Below are 17,190 nucleotides of genomic sequence, written 5' to 3' on the forward strand. Positions count from 1 at the left end.
AGATAAGCGCATTGAACCAGACCAAGCCCCGCGGTGAAGCCGCGGGGCTTGGTGCGTTCTAGTGGCGGGCGATAACGCCGAACATTCAGTGTTATGGATGGCTCAGCAGCTCGGTCTTGCCGATATATTGCTGGATCTGATGCTGGTCATGAACAGGCAGCCGGGTGAATTCCAAACCTGTCCTCACCGTCCGGATGCCATTGCGCAAGACGATCTCCAGCCGTGAACGGACCAGGATATCGACGCCGACGCTGGCCATGCCAGGCAGCTCGATACGTACGCCGTGATAGTGATCACCGGGCCCGAAGCGCATGCCGGGAATGAACGCCAATACACCCATGCCGCCCACGCTGAGGTCGATGACCGATACCTCGATTTCATCATCATGCCGTTGCGGGATATAGCAGCTCAGTGGCTGAGTAAGCGGCACAGTAAGCCGATAGCTCGAACGGCGTTGCAATCGCAATATGTTGGCGGGGCTGGTCACCGCCAGCGCGGGTTGATGCTGCCAGTCCACCAGCCTGGGGTAGCCCACGTCGAACTGCAGCTTGACCCGGTCAAGCAGGCCGACGCATAGCAATTGGCGCGCATCGAACACCGGGCCGCGATCACCTTCTTCCGGCAGACCCAATATCAGCTGATGTCCATCGATACCGAGTACCGGCAAGCGGGCGATGATGCCGGGCTTTTCCGGATAAAGGCTGATCACGGCGCGCGCGGCGATGAGCTTGCCCAGCAGTTGCTGGATCTCGCCGGGATTGAAGACGCGGGACTGCGCCGCGGCCTGCAGTTCATCCTGCTCGGCGCGCAAAGGGAGTTCTTCGGTCAGGAGGGGAGGGCTGGGGGACTTCATGCGACGCAGGCTATCCAAGTCGGTGCGGTGCACTCAGTGTAGACAGCTGCGCGACGAGTTTCCGCCGTCAGATGGATTATGGTCAGGATAAAGATAACCCGGCATGAGCCGGGTTATCTTTGAGCGAGGCTTAGAAGAGCAGGTCTTTCACGCCATCGTCGATACTCTGTGGTGCGGCAGCAGAACTGTTGTCCAGACCCAGCTCAGGGTTGGTCTGCGGGAATTCCGCATAGAAGTATTCTGCCCGGGGGCCGCGACTGGTCTCGATCGTCTCGGTCAGGACGCCATCGGGCACCGGATATTTGTATTCCGCTACGCCTTTGAGGACCTTGCCCATGTAGTTGATCCAGATGGGCAGCGCGGCTTGGCCGCCGGTTTCCGAGCCACCAAGCGAGCGAGGCTGATCGAAGCCGAGCCAGGCGATGGCCACCAGTCCCGGTTGATAGCCGGCGAACCAGGCATCGTGCGTATCGTTAGTCGTACCGGTCTTGCCCGCCAGGTCATTGCGGTTCAGTACATTGGCCTTGGCTGCCGTACCGTAGCGCGTCACGTCCTGCATCATGCTGGTCATGATGAAAGCGTTGCGCGCATCCAACGTTCTGGGGGCATTCTTGCCAGCCACTTCGGGCTCCGTACGGGCAATGACCTGCCCGCGGCTATCTTCGATCCGGTCGATGAAGTAGGAGCGGATACGGTAACCGGTGTTGGCGAATACCGAGTAGCCCTCCGCCATCTGCAGTGCGGTTACGCTGCCAGCACCCAGGGCCATGGTCAGGTAGGCCGGATGGTTACGCGCCTCGAAGCCGAACTTGCTGATATAGGCCTGGGCGTAGTCCGGCGTAATGGCTTGCAGGATACGGATCGACACCAGGTTCTTGGACTTGGTGAGTGCATCGCGCATGGTCATCGGGCCGCTGAACTTGCCATCGAAGTTCTTGGGTTCCCAGCGCTGCCCGCCAACGGTTGCCGGGTCGATGACCAGGGGGGCATCATTGATCATCGTGGCGGGGGTGAAGCCGCGCTCGATACCCGCCGAATAGATAAAAGGCTTGAAGCTGGAGCCGGGCTGGCGCCATGCCTGGGTGACATGGTTGAAATGGTTACGGTTGAAATCGAAGCCACCAACCAGGGCGCGTATGGCGCCGTTTTGCGGGTCGATGGACACCATGGCGACCTCGGCTTGCGGTAGCTGGACGATCTGCGGGCCAGCATCGCTCATTTGCACCCGGATTACGGCGCCAGGGCGTAGCTGTTGAGAGGGCGGCAATTTGCTGCTGAGTGCCCGGGCGGCGAACTGCATGCCCTTGCCGCTGATATCGACCGTTTTGCCCCCGCGCAGGTAGGCTTTGACCGAATTGCCGCTGGCGGCCAATACGATGGCTGGGAGCAGGTCGCCAGTCTCCTTGATGTCGGCCAAGTGATCTTCCAGCTTGTCCTGCAACTCCGAAGCTTGTGCCGGCAGCTCTATGTAGCCCTCCGGGCCACGGTAGCCGTGCCGACGATCATAATCGAGCACGCCGCGTCGAGCTGCTTCGTAAGCCGCATTCTGATGACCGGCCAGCAGCGTGGTGTAGACCTTGTAGCCCTGAGTATAGGCTGCTTCCTGGTATTTGTCGTAGATAGCCTGGCGAGCCATTTCCGCAACATACTCAGCCTGGATCGGAAAAGCTTCGCTGGTGCGACGTACATGCAGTGCTTCGCCCAAAGCACCTTGGTACTGCTGCTCATTGATGAACTGCAATTCGCGCATGCGGCGTAGCACATACTGCTGCCGCAGCTTGGCCCGGTTGGGATTGACGACAGGGTTGTAACTCGACGGCGCCTTGGGAAGCCCGGCAAGCATGGCCATTTCGGCGGGCGTCAATTGCGCCAGCGTCTTGCCATAATAAACCTGTGCGGCCGAGGCGAAACCATAGGCGCGCTGACCCAAATATATCTGATTGAAGTAAAGCTCCAGAATTTGGTCTTTACTCAAACTGTGTTCGATTTTGAATGAAAGCAGTGCTTCGTTGAATTTGCGGGTAAAGGTCTTTTCACTGCTCAGGAAGAAATTCCGGGCAACCTGCATGGTGATGGTACTTGCGCCGGATTGTGCGTGCCCAGTCAACAGGTTAGAGAGCGCGGCGCGTGCCACGCCTATGTAATCAATACCGCCGTGTTGATAGAAGCGCTCGTCCTCCGCGGCAAGGATAGCCTGCTTCATTAGCAGCGGAACTTGTGCGATCGGCACAAATGCGCGCTTTTCCTCGCCGAATTCGCCAATTTGGATACCGTCGGCTGTATACACCCGGAGCGGTATCTTGGGCCGATAATCGGTCAGTGTTTCAAGCGAGGGAAGACGGGGATAGGTAATGACGACGGCCATGGCCACCGCACCAACTGCTGCGACGACCAAAGCGAAAATGAGGCCGACGCTGAGCAGTAACCAACGATGCTTCATAGAAAAAATGCCTTCTGACTGGGCGGTAGGGGTTTAAGGCAGCTAGGATAGCTTGATGTACGGGGTTTTAGAATAAATGCATAAATCAACTTTACACCCCGGGGGTGGGCTGCTAGGATTTAACGTAAATTCGCATAAAACCCATATACACAACTAATTCATAAAGGAAATTCAAGTTGAATCTAGATTTCCTAAAGCCTAAGACACCACCTTTGATCGGGGTTGATATCAGTACCTCCGCGATCAAGATGGTTGAACTCTCTGAGGCAGGTAAGCACCTTACCATCGAGCGTTACGTCATTGAGCCACTGCCGAAAGAGGCTGTGGTAGATGGCAATATTGCCAATCTAGAGCTGGTGGGTGAGGCCGTCAAGCGGGCCTGGCGCATGCTCGGGTCACGTGTGAAGAACACGGCGCTGGCTTTGCCGGCGGCGGCTGTCATTACCAAGAAGATCACGGTGCCTGCTGGCCAGACCGAGATCGAACTGGAAATGCAGGTCGAGACCGAGGCCAACCAGTACATTCCCTTTGCGCTAGACGAGGTCAACCTCGACTTCCAGGTGGTCGGCCCGTCCCTGGCGACCCCTGACGAAGTTGAAGTCCTGATCGCGGCCTCCCGCAAGGAGAAGGTCGAAGACCGGGTGGCCGCTGTCGAGACAGCAGGCCTCAAGGCGCTGGTCATGGATGTGGAGTCATTCGCCACGCAAGCTGCCTACGAATTGATCGAGCGGCAGCTGCCCAACAACGGTGAAGGCCAGACGGTCGCCATCGTGGATATTGGCGCGGCAATGATGCATATCAACGTGCTCCGTGACGGACAACAAATCTACGCTCGCGAACAAGCGTTCGGTGGTAATCAGTTGACCCAGGATATCCAGCGGAAGTTCAGTCTGTCTGCTGAAGAAGCCGAGGCGGCCAAGCGTAATGGCGGCCTGCCGGACAACTACGAGCCGGAAGTGCTGCAGCCCTTCATGGATTCGCTGGCGATGGAAATCGCCCGCGCACTGCAGTTCTTCTTCACGTCTACCCAGTACAACAGTGTTGACCATATTCTGCTGGCGGGCGGTTGCAGCGTGATTCCGGGTCTTGATGAGGTCGTGGCGAGCCGTACCCAGGTAAGCACGATGATCGCCAACCCCTTCTTGAACATGACCCAATCGAGTCGGATCAAGACACGCCAACTGCTGCTGGATGCGCCTTCGCTCTTGATTGCGTGCGGCTTGGCATTGCGGAGGTTTGATTCATGATTCGTATTAACCTGCTTCCGCATCGCGAGCAGAAGCGCAAGGCGCGAGTACGTCGCTTTGCGGCTCTGGCTGCTGTTTCGGTCTTGCTTGGTGTTGGTCTGGTTGGCGCTGCCTATGTGGCGATCAGCGCGCAGATTGCTACCCAGGACGAGCGAAATGCGTTCTTGGAAGAAGAGAATGCCAAGCTTGATAAACAGATCGCCGAAATCGAGACGCTGAAGAAAGAGCGGCAGTTGCTGCTCGACCGCAAGAAAGTGGTTGAGCGCTTACAGTCGAATCGTTCCGAGGCAGTACAGATTCTGGATCAGTTGGTACGGCAAATGCCCGAGGGCGTTTTCTTGCGCATGATCAAGCAAACTGGCGATACGGTTGAAGTGATTGGCTATACCCAGTCCAGCGCTCGCGTATCGACGCTGATGCGTAGCCTGAATGATTCGCCGATATTCGAACAACCTAACCTGGTGAAAATCGAAGTCGATAAGAATCCACAAACAGGCAAGTTGGCTGGTCAGCGACTTAGCGAGTTCGACCTTACGGTCAAGATTACTCGCGAGGAAGTGGAGCCTGACCCCAAGGCTGGAAAAAAAGCCCAGAGTAAGGAGGCTGCCAAATGAGTATGACTTTTGAGGATCTGAAACGGCTTGATCCCAAGGACATTGCCAATTGGCCTGCACCGATACAACTGGCTTGCCTTGGTTTGGTGACCATATTGGTTGTAGTCGCTGGCTATTTCCTTTTGCTGTCGAGTGAGCAGGAGGTGTTGGAGGGTGGGCGCGCCAAGGAAGTCGAGTTGAAGCAGGTCTTTCTCGATAAGAAAGGCAAGGCGATCAACCTGGAGGCGTATCGTCAGCAGCTGGCCGAGATTCAGGAATCCTTCGGTGCTTTGCTCAAGCAACTGCCGAGTAAGGCCGAAATGGAGACCCTGATTACCGAGATCAACCAATCTGGCGTCGGGCGGGGCTTGCAGTTTGATTTGTTCAAGCCAACTCCGGCGGAAGTGAAAACTACCGAATTCGCCGAACGACCGATTGATTTGAAGATTGTTGGTCAGTATCACGACCTTGCGGCCTTTGCGAGCGATATTGCGCAACTGTCCCGTATCGTGACATTGACGGATATGCAGGTTGCGGTGCCGGACCCCAAGGATGCAGCGACAGCGCCCAATGGTGCGTTGGTCATGCAAGCAGTAGCGCGTACCTATCGTGCTCTCGACGCAGAAGAAGCGGTCGAGATGCGCAAGTCCGCCGCTGATAAGAAGAAGAAAGGCTAAGGAGAGGTCACTTTCATGAAAAAGTCATGGAGTATCTGCTTGGCCGCCGGGTTTGTGTTGATGGGCTGTTCCGGTGAACAGTTCGGCGACCTGAAAACCTGGATGGACGAGAGTAGCAATGAGCTGAAGCTGAAGGGGCGGGTAGAGCCGCTACCTGAGGTGAAGCCTTATCAGCCTTATGTCTATGATGCGTTTGGCCTGCTAGATCCGTTCAATCGCAGCAAGATGGAAATCGCCAAGAAAGCTGGTGGGGCTTTGGCGCCGAATATCAATCGGCCCAAGGAAACCCTTGAGGCCTACGATCTGGAGAAACTCCGGATGGTAGGTACCCTGCAGCGCGGCAAGGATATCAACGCGCTGATACGTACCCCCGATGGCAACCTGTATCGGGTCAAGATGGGTAGTTATATGGGGCAGAACTTTGGCATGGTGACCACCATTAGTGAGACTGGTATCACCCTGAAGGAAATTGTCGAAGATAGCGGCGGCGATTGGGTAGAAAGAACGAGCGTGCTGGCGCTCGATGAGACGGAGCAAAGAAAATGATCAAGCGCCACATGCTGAATTGGCTCGCGCGTGCCGGCTTTTTGATATTGGTTGGCGTGGCTCAGGCTGAAGAGCCCAATGCGATCAAGTCGATCGATGTGAAGGTCGAGTCTGCTGACAAGCAGGAAATTACCGTAGTGATGCAGAAGCCTTTGCAGGTGCCTGCCAGTTTTGCCGTCAATACACCGCCTCGGGTCGCATTCGACTTCGTCAACACCGTCAATGACAGTGGCAAGTCGAGTATTCCGGTCACGGGTGCCAATCTGCGCAATATCAGTTTGGCCGAAGCCGGTGGGCGGACTCGCCTGGTATTGGGGCTGACCCAGAGTGCCAGCTATGAGACGCGTGTTGACGGTAACAAGCTGAAGGTGACGTTGGCCGCGAATAACGCTGTCCAGCCGGTCAGCAACACGACTGCACAGTTCTCCGCCCCGCAGAATGCCAAGAAGGAATCCATCAAGGATGTAGATTTCCGTCGTGGTGCTCAGGGCGAGGGCCGAATTACTGTTGACTTGTCGAGCGCCACCGTCGGTATCGACATTCGCCAACAAGGCAAGAGCCTGATCCTGGAGTTCGCCAAGACCGCATTGCCGCGCCAGCTTGAGCGTCGTATGGATGTGGCTGACTTCGGTACGCCGGTACAGACGATCGATACCTATAGCCAGGGCGACACCATCAAGATGGTGATCGATCCCAAGGGCGCGTGGGAGTATTCGGCCTACCAGACCGAGAACCGCTTTATCGTTGAAGTGAAGAATATCGACGAGCAAGCCAAGCGTCTGGCACAGCTGGACAAGCCCACCTACAAGGGTGACAAGCTGTCGCTGAACTTCCAGAACGTGGAAGTCCGGACGGTGCTGCAGGTGATTGCCGAATTTACCGGCAAGAACATCATCACCAGCGATACGGTGAACGGTAACCTGACCCTGCGCCTCAAGGATGTACCTTGGGACCAGGCGCTGGACCTGATCCTGCAAAGCAAGGGTCTGGACAAGCGTGAAAATGGCAACGTTATGTGGGTGGCCCCGCGCGAAGAGATTTCGCTGCGCGAAACCCAGATTGCCGAGAGCAAGAAGAAGCTGGCCGATGTCGAGCCGACCCGCACCGAATCCTTCCAGCTGAACTATCAGAAGGCGGAAGAAGTCCGGGCCATGCTGATGAATGACAAGCAGCCTTTCCTCAGCAAGCAAGGCACCGCCATCGTCGAGCCGCGTACCAATACGCTGATCGTCAATGACATCCCGGGTAAGCTCGATGAAGTGCGTGCACTCTTGCTCAAGACCGATGCCGCCTCTCGTCAGGTGATGATCGAAGCCCGTATCGTTGTGGCGGATGACTCCTTCAGCCGTGATCTGGGTGTGCGTCTGGGCTTCCGCGGTGATCGTACTCAAGGCAATACCCGCATCGGCTTCGCTGATACTGCCAATAATTCGATTTCCGTACTGAACCAAGGTCTTAGCGCAACTACTGGTACCCAGGTTAATTTGCCAAATGGCCAGACGACTGGTGGGAACTTTGGTATTTCGGTTCTGGACTCGGCCGCCGGCGTGCTGTTGACGCTTGAGTTGCAAGCGTTGGAAGCTGAAGGCCGTGGCCGTACCGTATCCAGCCCACGCGTGATTACCGCTGACCAACAGAAGGCAACCATCTCGCAAGGCCGTCGTTACTACATCATCGTGCCGGGCGGCTCGGGAGCCAGTGCTGCGCCGCAAGAGAAGGAAGCTGCGCTGAAGCTGGAGGTCACGCCGCGCATCACGCCGGATCGCCGTGTGTTCATGGAGCTCAAGGTCAGCAATGACGTCCTGACCCAGACTGGCCAGTTCCCGGTCGTGGAAACCAAGGTCGTGGAAACCAATGTGCTGGTCGGCAGTGGCGATACCGCGGTATTGGGTGGTGTCTATGAAATGCAGGAATCCGATGGTGAGAGCAAGGTGCCTTGGCTGGGTGACATCCCCTACGTCGGCAATTTGTTCAAGTCCAAGAGCAAGTCGGCGACCAAGAAAGAATTGTTGATCTTTATCACGCCGCGCATTCTGGATGATTCGCTGACGCTGCGTTGATCTGATCAAGCTGCATTCCGTTACAATGCCCGGCATGAATTTGCCGGGCAATTTTTTTCTAGTGGGGTTGATGGGCGCAGGTAAGACGACGATTGGTCGTACCCTGGCCCGTTTGGCCAATAAGACCTTCTACGATGCCGATCACGAGATTGAGGCACGAACGGGGGTGCGCGTTCCCATCATCTTCGAGATCGAGGGGGAGGCAGGCTTTCGGGCTCGCGAGGCGGAGGCCATACGGGAACTGACCGCACTCAACGACATCGTACTGGCTACCGGCGGTGGTGCCGTGCTGGACCCGGCTAACCGTGAGCGGTTGGCCGGCCACGGCTACGTGATCTATCTGCGAGCATCGGTCGAGGATCTCTATCAGCGGACCCGCCAGGACAAGAATCGGCCCTTGCTGCAAACTGCGGATCCCCGTTCCAAGCTTGAAGCCTTGTACGCACAACGCGACCCGCTCTATCGTGAGCTTGCCGACATGGTGGTCGATACCAGCCGGCAAAGCGTCAGTCAGCTGGCCCAACAAATTCTCCATGATCTCACCCGCAACCATGCAAACCGTTCGCGTTGACCTTGACCATGCACCCTACGACATCCTGATCGGGCCGGACCTGCTTGGCGATGTTTCGCCGCTGCGGGCCCTGCTGCCTCAGCCACGCGTGGTCATCGTGACCAACGATACCGTTGCTGCCTTGTACCTGGCGGGACTGCAATCTGCGCTGGAATCCAACGGTGTGGACGTGCTGCCGGTGGTCTTGCCCGATGGCGAGCAATACAAGACCGGTACGACGCTCAATATCATTCTGGATGCCTTGCTGGAACATCGTTGCGAGCGCAAGACGACCTTGATTGCGCTCGGAGGCGGCGTGATCGGCGACATGACAGGATTTGCGGCAGCGATCTATCAGCGCGGCGTACCGTTTATCCAGATACCGACCACCTTGCTCGCCCAGGTGGATTCCTCGGTTGGCGGCAAGACTGCCATCAACCACCCCTTGGGCAAGAACATGATTGGCGCCTTCTACCAGCCCAGGCTGGTCCTGGCTGATCTGACCGTGCTGCGTACCTTGCCGGATCGCGAGTATTCGGCGGGTCTTGCTGAGGTCATCAAGTATGGCTTGATCGACGACCTGGCCTTTTTTGAATGGCTGGAGCAGAACATCTCCGCCCTGATGCGGCGAGATGTTGCGGCGCTGAGCTATGCGGTGCAACGCTCCTGTGCCAACAAGGCGCGTATCGTCAAGGCAGACGAGCGGGAAGAGGGGATCCGTGCCTGGCTCAATCTGGGCCATACCTTTGGTCACGCGATAGAGGCGGGCCTGGGTTACGGCGTATGGCTGCATGGCGAGGCCGTTGCTGCCGGCATGTTGCTGGCGGCCAAGGCATCACGAGTTCTAGGATATCTTTCCGCTGCCGATGTCGAGCGCGTGGCCCGGTTGCTGGTTGCGGCCGGCCTTCCTGTCGAGGCGCCCGCTTTGCCGTTCGAGCGCTGGCTATCCCTGATGGCGCAGGACAAGAAAGTGGAGGCGGGTCGTATCCGCTTTATCTTGCTGCGTCGGTTGGGCGAGGCCTATATCGGTCATCTGGAAGAAACCCAGTTACGGCAGGTACTGGTTTGAGTAAAAGCAGGCTAGGTATGGCTGGGCAGTACGGTAAACGTGTTCTGGATGTGATCTCGGCATTGTTGCTGAGTCTGGTGCTGGCACCGCTGCTGCTGCTTATCGCGTTCTGCTTGCGTCTGCAGGGCGGGTCCGCACTGTTCGCCCATGTCCGGGTCGGGCGCCATGGTCAGCTGTTTCGCTGCTACAAGTTCAGAACCATGTTGCCCAACGCAGAGCAACGGTTGCAGGAACTGTTGGCACGCGATCCACAGGCGCGCGCCGAATGGGCTCGGGATTTCAAGCTCAAGCGCGATCCGCGCGTCACCCCGCTGGGGGAGTTTCTTCGCAAGTCCAGCCTTGATGAGCTGCCGCAACTATGGAATGTACTGTGTGGCGAGATGAGCCTGGTCGGCCCTCGGCCTGTGGTTGAGGCTGAGCTGCTGCGCTATGGCGAGCAAGCGGCGCTCTACAAGTCGGTACGTCCGGGGGTGACGGGTTTGTGGCAGGTGAGTGGCCGCAATGACACCAGCTATGCAGAGCGAGTACAACTGGATGCGCAATATGTCCAGAACTGGAGTTTTGCGCTGGATCTGAAGATATTGTGGCGAACTGTGTTTGTAGTCCTGTTGCGACGCGGCGCTTACTGAGCCGACGGGTGATCCTGTCGCCACCAGCGAGGGTGCATGCTGAGTCGGGTGCGGGCCGCCTTGGGTAGCCAGCGGTAACGCCTGCCCAGCTTGTAGCCGGCCAGCTTGGCGGCGTTACCCAGCAAGCCTCGTAGAGGCCAGTACCAGCCCAGCGCACGTAGCGCCTGCCACTCGGAACGCACAAAGCGCATACCTTCGCCAGAGGCGCCGCCAAAGGCGCTCAGTAGCCATGATTCATGCGCGTGCAGCGCGCCGGTATCGAAATAGCGCCGGAACTCCGCCAGCAAGCCGTAGTTATGCGAATGATAAGCCTCCGCCTCGGCCACGTAAGCCAGCTTCCAGCCTGCCTGGAGTAGCAGGGCGCAGGTCAGCATGTCCTCCGCCAGCAAGGTCCGGCCGGGAAAGCCGCCGCAGGCAAGCAAGGCATCGCGCCGCCAGGCGGCAAAAGAGTTGGAACAGAAAATGGCCTTCAGGCCATAGGCATGCCGGTCAGCCAGGGTAGTGATCCGTGATTGGGATGGATAATTGAACGACCGGACATGTGCCGCTATCGGCGTTGCATCCTCATGGGCCAACTGGCGTCCGTAGGCGGCAGCGATGGCGGGATCGTCAAATGCCTGGACCAGCAAGGCCAGCGCATCGGGTGTGGCCAGCAATGCATCCTGGGTGAGGCAGACGATGATGTCGCAGTCCGCCAGTATCTCCACGCCGAGCTGGCGGGTTGCGCCGTGGTCGAATTCTGCTGCGGAAATCTGCCTGACCTCCAGCCCGGCCGCCTGGGCCAGTGCCACCGTATCGTCGCTTGAGCTGGAGTCGATCACGAGCGTGCGGTCCGGCTGGCGCGTTTGCGTCGCCAGCGTGGCCAGCCAGCGTGGCCACAAGGAGCCTGCATTCAGAGTGGGAACCAATAGACCGATGCGCATGCGGAAACGATGCCGGAAGACCTTGGGGACAGCAAGAGAAACACGGCCCGGATGCAGGTGCGTCCGGGCCGCCAGGGGATGTGACTTAGCGGAAGGGGCGATCGTCGCTCAGGAGGCCGAGCAGGTACTGGCCGTAGCCATTCTTGGCCATGGGTGTGGCGAGCCGCTCTAGTTGTGCGGCATCGATATAGCCGTGCCGGAAAGCAACTTCTTCCGGGCTGGCGATCTTCTGCCCCTGCCGTTTCTCCAGCGTCTGGATAAACAGCGAGGCTTCCAGCATAGATTCGTGAGTGCCGGTATCCAGCCAGGCGTAGCCACGGCCCATGATCTCCACGTTCAACTCATCCCATTCCAGGTAGCGGGCGTTGACATCGGTGATCTCCAGCTCGCCACGGGGGGAGGGCGAGATCGATTTGGCGATCTCCACCACGCGGTTGTCGTAGAAATAGAGGCCGGTGACCGCATAGCGGGATTTGGGCTGTGCCGGCTTCTCTTGCAGGCTGCGCGCCTTGCCCTGGGTGTCGAACTCCACCACACCGTAGCGTTCCGGGTCTTGCACTGCATAGGCAAAGACGGTTGCGCCGATGGGCCGCTCAGCCGCGCTCATCAGCAGACGCTGGAAATCATGGCCGTAGAAGATGTTGTCGCCCAGTACCAGCGCGACGCTGTCGCTGCCGATGAATTCCTCGCCCAGGATAAAGGCTTGCGCCAGCCCGTCCGGGCTCGGCTGCACCTTGTACTGCAGGCGGATACCCCACTGGCTGCCGTCACCCAGCAACTGCTCGAAGCGTGGGAGATCCTGCGGCGTGGAAATCAGCAGGATGTCGCGTATTCCTGCCAGCATCAGCGTGGTCAGCGGGTAGTACACCATGGGCTTGTCGTAGACCGGCAGCAGCTGCTTGCTGACCGCCAGCGTAGCGGGATAGAGGCGGGTGCCCGAGCCGCCGGCCAGGATGATGCCCTTCATGTCGGCTGCCCTTCGCGTTGCTGGTAGTTGGTGGCAATCCAGTCCCGGTAGGCGCCGCTGGTGATGCGGCTGACCCAGTCCTGGTTGGCGAGGTACCAGGCAATGGTCTTGCGGATGCCGGTCTCGAAGGTCTCGGCGGGTCGCCAGCCTAGCTCCTGCTCCATCTTGCTGGCATCGATCGCGTAGCGCCGGTCGTGGCCAGGGCGGTCGGTTACGTAGGTGATCTGCTGCTTATAGGAGGTCCCGTCGCTGCGTGGACGCTGCTCGTCAAGCAACTCACAGATCAGGTGGACGATGTCGAGATTGGGCTTTTCGTTCCAGCCGCCGATATTGTAGGTTTCGCCGCATCGACCTTGCTCCAGCACGCGCCGGATGGCGGTGCAGTGATCACCGACGTACAACCAGTCGCGGATATTCATGCCGTCGCCGTAGATAGGCAGTGGTTTGCCTGCCAGGGCATTGGCGATCATCAACGGGATGAGTTTCTCGGGGAACTGGTAGGGGCCGTAGTTGTTGGAGCAGTTGGTCGTCAGCACCGGCAGGCCATAGGTATGGTGCCAGGCGCGTACCAGATGGTCCGACGCTGCCTTGGAGGCCGAATAAGGGCTATTGGGCTGGTACTGGTGTTGCTCGGTAAATGCCGCATCCCCGATCTCTAGCGAGCCGTAAACCTCGTCCGTCGACACATGCAGGAAGCGGAAGGCAGCCTGTCGTTCCTGCGGCAGCGCCTGCCAATAGGCACGCACGGCTTCCAGCAGGCGGAAGGTCGAGAGCACATTGGTCTCGATAAAGTCTGCCGGGCCATGGATTGAGCGGTCGACGTGCGATTCCGCAGCGAAATTCAGCACGGCGCGTGGCTGGTGCGTTTCCAGCAGCTTCGCGACCAGCGCGGTATCGCCGATATCGCCAACAACCAGTTGATGCCGGGCATCACCGTCGAGGGACGTCAGGGTGTCGCGATTGCCAGCGTAGGTCAGTTTGTCGAGGTTGATCACCGGCTCGTCGTTTTGCGCGAGCCAATCCAGAACGAAATTGGCGCCGATAAAGCCGGCGCCGCCAGTAACGAGAATCAAGATGAGCTCCGCAGCGGGGAAGGAGAGGCCAGGCGGATGTTACCTGTAGCCATCAGGGTTGTTCGACTGCCAGCGCCAGGCATCGGCGCACATTTCCAGGAGGCCACGCTTGGCGCGCCAGTCCAGCATGTCGGCAGCGCGGCTGGCATCTGCATAATAGCTTGCCAGATCGCCTTGGCGACGGGCAACGAAGCGAACCGGAATATGGTTGCCGCACACCTGCTCGAAGGCCCGCACCATTTCCAGCACGCTATACCCGCGACCCATGCCCAGGTTCAGGGTAATCAGTCCGCTTTCACGGGAAATGTACTGCAGCGTTTTGACATGGCCTTCAGCCACATCCATCACATGCAGGTAGTCGCGTACGCCCGTGCCGTCCGGTGTCGGGTAGTCGTGACCATAGACCGACAGGGCTTCCTGCTTGCCGATCGCAACCCGGCACAGGTGCGGCATCAGGTTATTGACCTGGCCGTTGGGATCTTCGCCGATCAAGGCCGACGGGTGGGCCCCGATCGGATTGAAGTAGCGCAGGATGCCGATATGCCACGACGGATCAGACTGCACGAGGTCATGCAGCAGGTCTTCCACCATCATTTTGCTGCGACCATAGACCGTATTGGGCGCCAGTGGCGACTCTTCCCGGTAGGGCACGCGTGCGGCTTCGCCATAGACGGTGGCAGACGAGCTGAATACCAGCTTGTGTACACCGTGCTGCGACATCGCATCCAGCAAGGTAAGGCTGGCTTCCAGATTGTGCTGGTAGTACTTGAGTGGAAACTGCTGTGCTTCTGGTATCGATTTCACGCCGGCGCAATGCAGCACGCCGGTAAAATGGTGCTGGCTGAACAGGCGCTGCAGCAGGGCGCGATCACGCAGATCGCCCTCGTGCCAACTGATGGAACGGCCGGCGATCGCGGCGATGCGATCAAGCACCGTGGGTTTGCTGTTGGAGAAGTTGTCGATTACGACAACGTCATAATCGGCGGCCAGCAGTTCCACACAAGTGTGGCTGCCTATATAGCCGGCTCCTCCGGTAACGAGTATTTTTTTACGCATCTTCCAATGCTACCGATATTGTGCAGTGCAACCAAGATAGTAGTTGCCCTAGATGGTTTGCACTATAGCCAGTTAGCATAAACCGTTGCTGAACGGCTCAATCCTGCGTCTGCTGCTGGCGAGGGCGATTCTTGCTCCGGGGATGGGGAGTCAAGAAGCGTGCAAGCTCAGACAACGCCTGCTCATAGACACCGCGCTTGAATTCGATCACGGCCTCCAGCGGTGCCCAGTACTCGTTCCAGCGCCAGGCGTCGAACTCCGGATGATTGGACGCCCGCAAGGAGACGTCGCATTCCCGGCCGACAAGACGCAGCAGGAACCAGATCTGCTTCTGGCCTTTATAGGTTCCGCGCCATTCGCGCCGTACCCAGTGAGTTGGCACGTCATAACGCAACCAATCCCGCGTCCGTCCCAGGATGCGGACATGTTCAGGCTTCAGGCCGGTTTCTTCCATCAGCTCCCGGAACATGGCCTGTTCCGGGGTTTCACCCGATTTGATACCGCCTTGTGGAAACTGCCATGAGTGTTCGCGAACGCGTTTGCCCCAAAAAACCTGGTTCTTATCGTTGCAAATAATGATGCCAACGTTGGGGCGATAGCCGTCTCGGTCGAGCATGGTTATCACCGTGAAATCGTTAAATTGTCTCGATTTTTTCACATTGGCACGGTGATGGAAAGCAAACACCGTACGACTGTGCACTGAACCGACCGCAGACCCTGCCCGGGCGATGCGCTAGATCAGCAGGCGCCGGTCATTGTGCGTGTTCAGGCGGGTCAAATCCGCAACGAATTCACTGAATTCGAGTGGGAAGTGCGCCTCCATCAGCGCCGCGCGTTCTTCCAGGGCCGACCAGGTGGGGCTGTTGCAGCCGCGTTTGAAGCACAGCGCGGTCACGTTGCCGCGCTGCCGGGCGGGCAGGCAGAGCACCAGGCCGTCGAAGGCTCGGGTAAGGCGATCCACGTAGGCGCCGAACTTCGGGTCAGAGCCCCACAGATTGACCAGCAACACGCCATCCTGGGTCAGTTGCTCCCGGCAGCGGCCAAAGAAGTCCTCGGTCGACAGGGCCTCGGCAATGCCGGTCGGGCCAAATGCGTCGAGCAGGATGATATCGACGGGTTGGCTCAGGTTCTCGATATAGCTCGCGCCATCGCCAATCACGACCTGAAGCCGTTCGTCGTCGGGCGGCAGGAAGAACATCGAGCGCGCCACGCTGACGATCTGCGGCAGCAGCTCGACCGTCACGGTCCGGGTTGTCGGCATGTAGCGATGGAAGAACTTGGTGATCGATCCACCCCCGAGCCCAATCAGCACGGCATCCTTCGGCACTTCCCGGAACAGCAGGAAGGCGAACATGCAACGGCTGTAGCCCAGTACCAGCTCATACGGATCACGCACCCGCATGGAGCTCTGGATGGCTTCCGAGCCCAGGTGCAGCGACCGAATGCCGTCCTTCTCGCTGACATCGACCACGACATCGTCGTCAAACGCCTTGTGTACCCGCTTGCCAAAGCGCCGCATCAGTGGCACCCGCCGCTGTCGCCGCGACTATCGAGAATGCTGATACCGCCAAAGGGGTGATCGGCGCCTTGCTTCGGCAGCTCAAGCGCGTCGAAAGCGGTATCGCCGTCTTCATAGGGCGTGTCCTGGGTGTTCAGGCCCTTGAAGTCGAAGCGCTTAGGGTCCGCCAAATGGGAGGGCACCACGTTCTGCAGCGAGCGGAACATGCTTTCCAGTCGACCAGGGAAGCGCTTGTCCCAGTCCTTGAGCATCTGGCCGATCACTTCGCGCTGCAAGTTGGGCTGCGAACCGCAGAGGTTGCAGGGGATGATGGGGAAGTTGCGGATGGCGGCGTAGCGTTCGATATCCTTCTCGCGGCAGTAGGCCAGCGGGCGGATCACCATGTGCTTGCCATCGTCGCTGACCAGCTTGGGCGGCATGGCCTTGAGCTTGCCGCCGTGGAACATGTTCAGGAACAGTGTCTCGAGAATGTCGTCGCGATGGTGGCCGAGCGCAATCTTGGTACAGCCGAGCTCATCCGCCACCCGGTAGAGGATGCCGCGACGCAGGCGGGAACACAGCCCACAGGTGGTTTTGCCGTCCGGCACCACCCGTTTGACGATGGAATAGGTGTCTTCCTCGACAATGCGGTATTCAACGCCCAGTTTGGCCAGGTATTCCGGTAGCACATGCTCCGGAAACTCCGGCTGCTTCTGGTCAAGGTTCACCGCCACCAGTTCGAAATCGATGGGCGCGCTTTTTTGCAGGCTGAGCAGGATGTCCAGCATGGTGTAGCTGTCCTTGCCACCCGACATGCAGACCATGATCCGGTCGCCCTGCTCAATCATGCCGAAATCGTTGATGGCGTCGCCGACGGCATGGCGCAGGCGCTTGACCAGCTTGTCGCTGTTATATTTGGCCTTTTGCTCGGCGTCGGTCAGTGCGGGCTTGATTGCTACGGCGTCCATGGCTGGGGCACCCTGAAATGCGAAAAGGGCGTGATTTTACA

17 protein-coding genes are annotated in these 17,190 nt (G+C 58.6%); 8 read left to right on the plus strand and 9 right to left on the minus strand.

From position 1 onward, the window contains the following. Window positions 1–91 precede the first annotated feature (91 nt). Together ACYVHK_RS19240 and ACYVHK_RS19245 are read right to left on the minus strand one after the other, a co-directional pair. Window positions 92–853 (minus strand): flagellar brake protein, encoded by a 762-nt coding sequence (locus ACYVHK_RS19240; protein WP_460535460.1) that lies wholly within the window; start codon window positions 851–853, stop codon window positions 92–94. Between the two features lie 130 nt (window positions 854–983). Further along, complete coding sequence (locus ACYVHK_RS19245) at window positions 984–3,293, minus strand: penicillin-binding protein 1A (protein WP_460535462.1); 2,310 nt, start codon at window positions 3,291–3,293, stop codon at window positions 984–986. A gap of 212 nt (window positions 3,294–3,505) precedes the next feature. Here ACYVHK_RS19245 and ACYVHK_RS19250 point away from each other — a divergent pair, with 212 nt between their 5' ends. The 8 genes from ACYVHK_RS19250 to ACYVHK_RS19285 are packed head-to-tail and all read left to right on the plus strand — an operon-like array spanning window position 3,506 to window position 10,664. Continuing rightward, window positions 3,506–4,540 (plus strand): pilus assembly protein PilM, encoded by a 1,035-nt coding sequence (locus ACYVHK_RS19250; RefSeq protein WP_460535948.1) that lies wholly within the window; start codon window positions 3,506–3,508, stop codon window positions 4,538–4,540. Then, complete coding sequence (locus tag ACYVHK_RS19255) at window positions 4,537–5,154, plus strand: PilN domain-containing protein (RefSeq protein ID WP_460535464.1); 618 nt, start codon at window positions 4,537–4,539, stop codon at window positions 5,152–5,154. The genes ACYVHK_RS19250 and ACYVHK_RS19255 overlap by 4 nt, the downstream gene beginning before the upstream one ends. Beyond that, window positions 5,151–5,810, plus strand: a complete 660-nt coding sequence (locus tag ACYVHK_RS19260) for a type IV pilus inner membrane component PilO (protein ID WP_460535467.1) — start codon at window positions 5,151–5,153, stop codon at window positions 5,808–5,810. Before ACYVHK_RS19255 ends, ACYVHK_RS19260 begins: the two co-directional genes overlap by 4 nt. A gap of 15 nt (window positions 5,811–5,825) precedes the next feature. Next, window positions 5,826–6,356, plus strand: a complete 531-nt coding sequence (locus ACYVHK_RS19265; RefSeq protein ID WP_460535469.1) for a pilus assembly protein PilP — start codon at window positions 5,826–5,828, stop codon at window positions 6,354–6,356. Continuing rightward, window positions 6,353–8,416, plus strand: a complete 2,064-nt coding sequence (locus ACYVHK_RS19270; protein WP_460535472.1) for a type IV pilus secretin PilQ — start codon at window positions 6,353–6,355, stop codon at window positions 8,414–8,416. The genes ACYVHK_RS19265 and ACYVHK_RS19270 overlap by 4 nt, the downstream gene beginning before the upstream one ends. 25 nt (window positions 8,417–8,441) lie before the next feature. Beyond that, window positions 8,442–8,987, plus strand: a complete 546-nt coding sequence (gene aroK / locus ACYVHK_RS19275) for a shikimate kinase AroK (protein WP_460535474.1) — start codon at window positions 8,442–8,444, stop codon at window positions 8,985–8,987. Next, window positions 8,968–10,035, plus strand: a complete 1,068-nt coding sequence (gene aroB, locus ACYVHK_RS19280) for a 3-dehydroquinate synthase family protein (RefSeq protein WP_460535476.1) — start codon at window positions 8,968–8,970, stop codon at window positions 10,033–10,035. The genes aroK and aroB overlap by 20 nt, the downstream gene beginning before the upstream one ends. A gap of 17 nt (window positions 10,036–10,052) precedes the next feature. Next, the gene (locus ACYVHK_RS19285; protein WP_460535478.1) at window positions 10,053–10,664 is read left to right on the plus strand and encodes a sugar transferase; all 612 of its coding nucleotides are present in this window, start codon (window positions 10,053–10,055) and stop codon (window positions 10,662–10,664) included. On the opposite strand, the gene ACYVHK_RS19290 is transcribed toward ACYVHK_RS19285, so the two are convergent. The 7 genes from ACYVHK_RS19290 to ttcA form a co-directional block, all read right to left on the minus strand. Beyond that, window positions 10,658–11,587 carry a glycosyltransferase family 2 protein gene (locus tag ACYVHK_RS19290; RefSeq protein WP_460535479.1) on the minus strand — a complete coding sequence of 310 codons (930 nt, stop codon included), beginning with the start codon at window positions 11,585–11,587 and terminating at the stop codon, window positions 10,658–10,660. The genes ACYVHK_RS19285 and ACYVHK_RS19290 overlap by 7 nt on opposite strands. Before the next feature lie 85 nt (window positions 11,588–11,672). Continuing rightward, a complete protein-coding gene (rfbA, locus tag ACYVHK_RS19295; protein WP_460535481.1) occupies window positions 11,673–12,554 on the minus strand; it encodes a sugar nucleotidyltransferase in 882 nt (293 codons plus the stop codon). Continuing rightward, entirely contained in the window at window positions 12,551–13,630 is a 1,080-nt protein-coding gene (rfbB, locus tag ACYVHK_RS19300; protein WP_460535951.1) for a dTDP-glucose 4,6-dehydratase, read from the minus strand. The genes rfbA and rfbB overlap by 4 nt, the downstream gene beginning before the upstream one ends. Window positions 13,631–13,666: 36 nt before the next feature. Beyond that, window positions 13,667–14,683, minus strand: a complete 1,017-nt coding sequence (gene galE, locus ACYVHK_RS19305; protein ID WP_460535484.1) for an NAD-dependent epimerase/dehydratase family protein — start codon at window positions 14,681–14,683, stop codon at window positions 13,667–13,669. A gap of 97 nt (window positions 14,684–14,780) precedes the next feature. Further along, window positions 14,781–15,299 carry an RNA pyrophosphohydrolase gene (locus ACYVHK_RS19310; RefSeq protein ID WP_460535486.1) on the minus strand — a complete coding sequence of 173 codons (519 nt, stop codon included), beginning with the start codon at window positions 15,297–15,299 and terminating at the stop codon, window positions 14,781–14,783. Between the two features lie 117 nt (window positions 15,300–15,416). Beyond that, the gene (locus ACYVHK_RS19315; protein ID WP_460535488.1) at window positions 15,417–16,202 is read right to left on the minus strand and encodes a class I SAM-dependent methyltransferase; all 786 of its coding nucleotides are present in this window, start codon (window positions 16,200–16,202) and stop codon (window positions 15,417–15,419) included. After that, window positions 16,202–17,149 (minus strand): tRNA 2-thiocytidine(32) synthetase TtcA, encoded by a 948-nt coding sequence (gene ttcA, locus ACYVHK_RS19320; protein WP_460535490.1) that lies wholly within the window; start codon window positions 17,147–17,149, stop codon window positions 16,202–16,204. Before ttcA ends, ACYVHK_RS19315 begins: the two co-directional genes overlap by 1 nt. Between the last annotated feature and the right edge of the window lie 41 nt (window positions 17,150–17,190).

This window comes from Chitinimonas naiadis, from assembly GCF_054780835.1.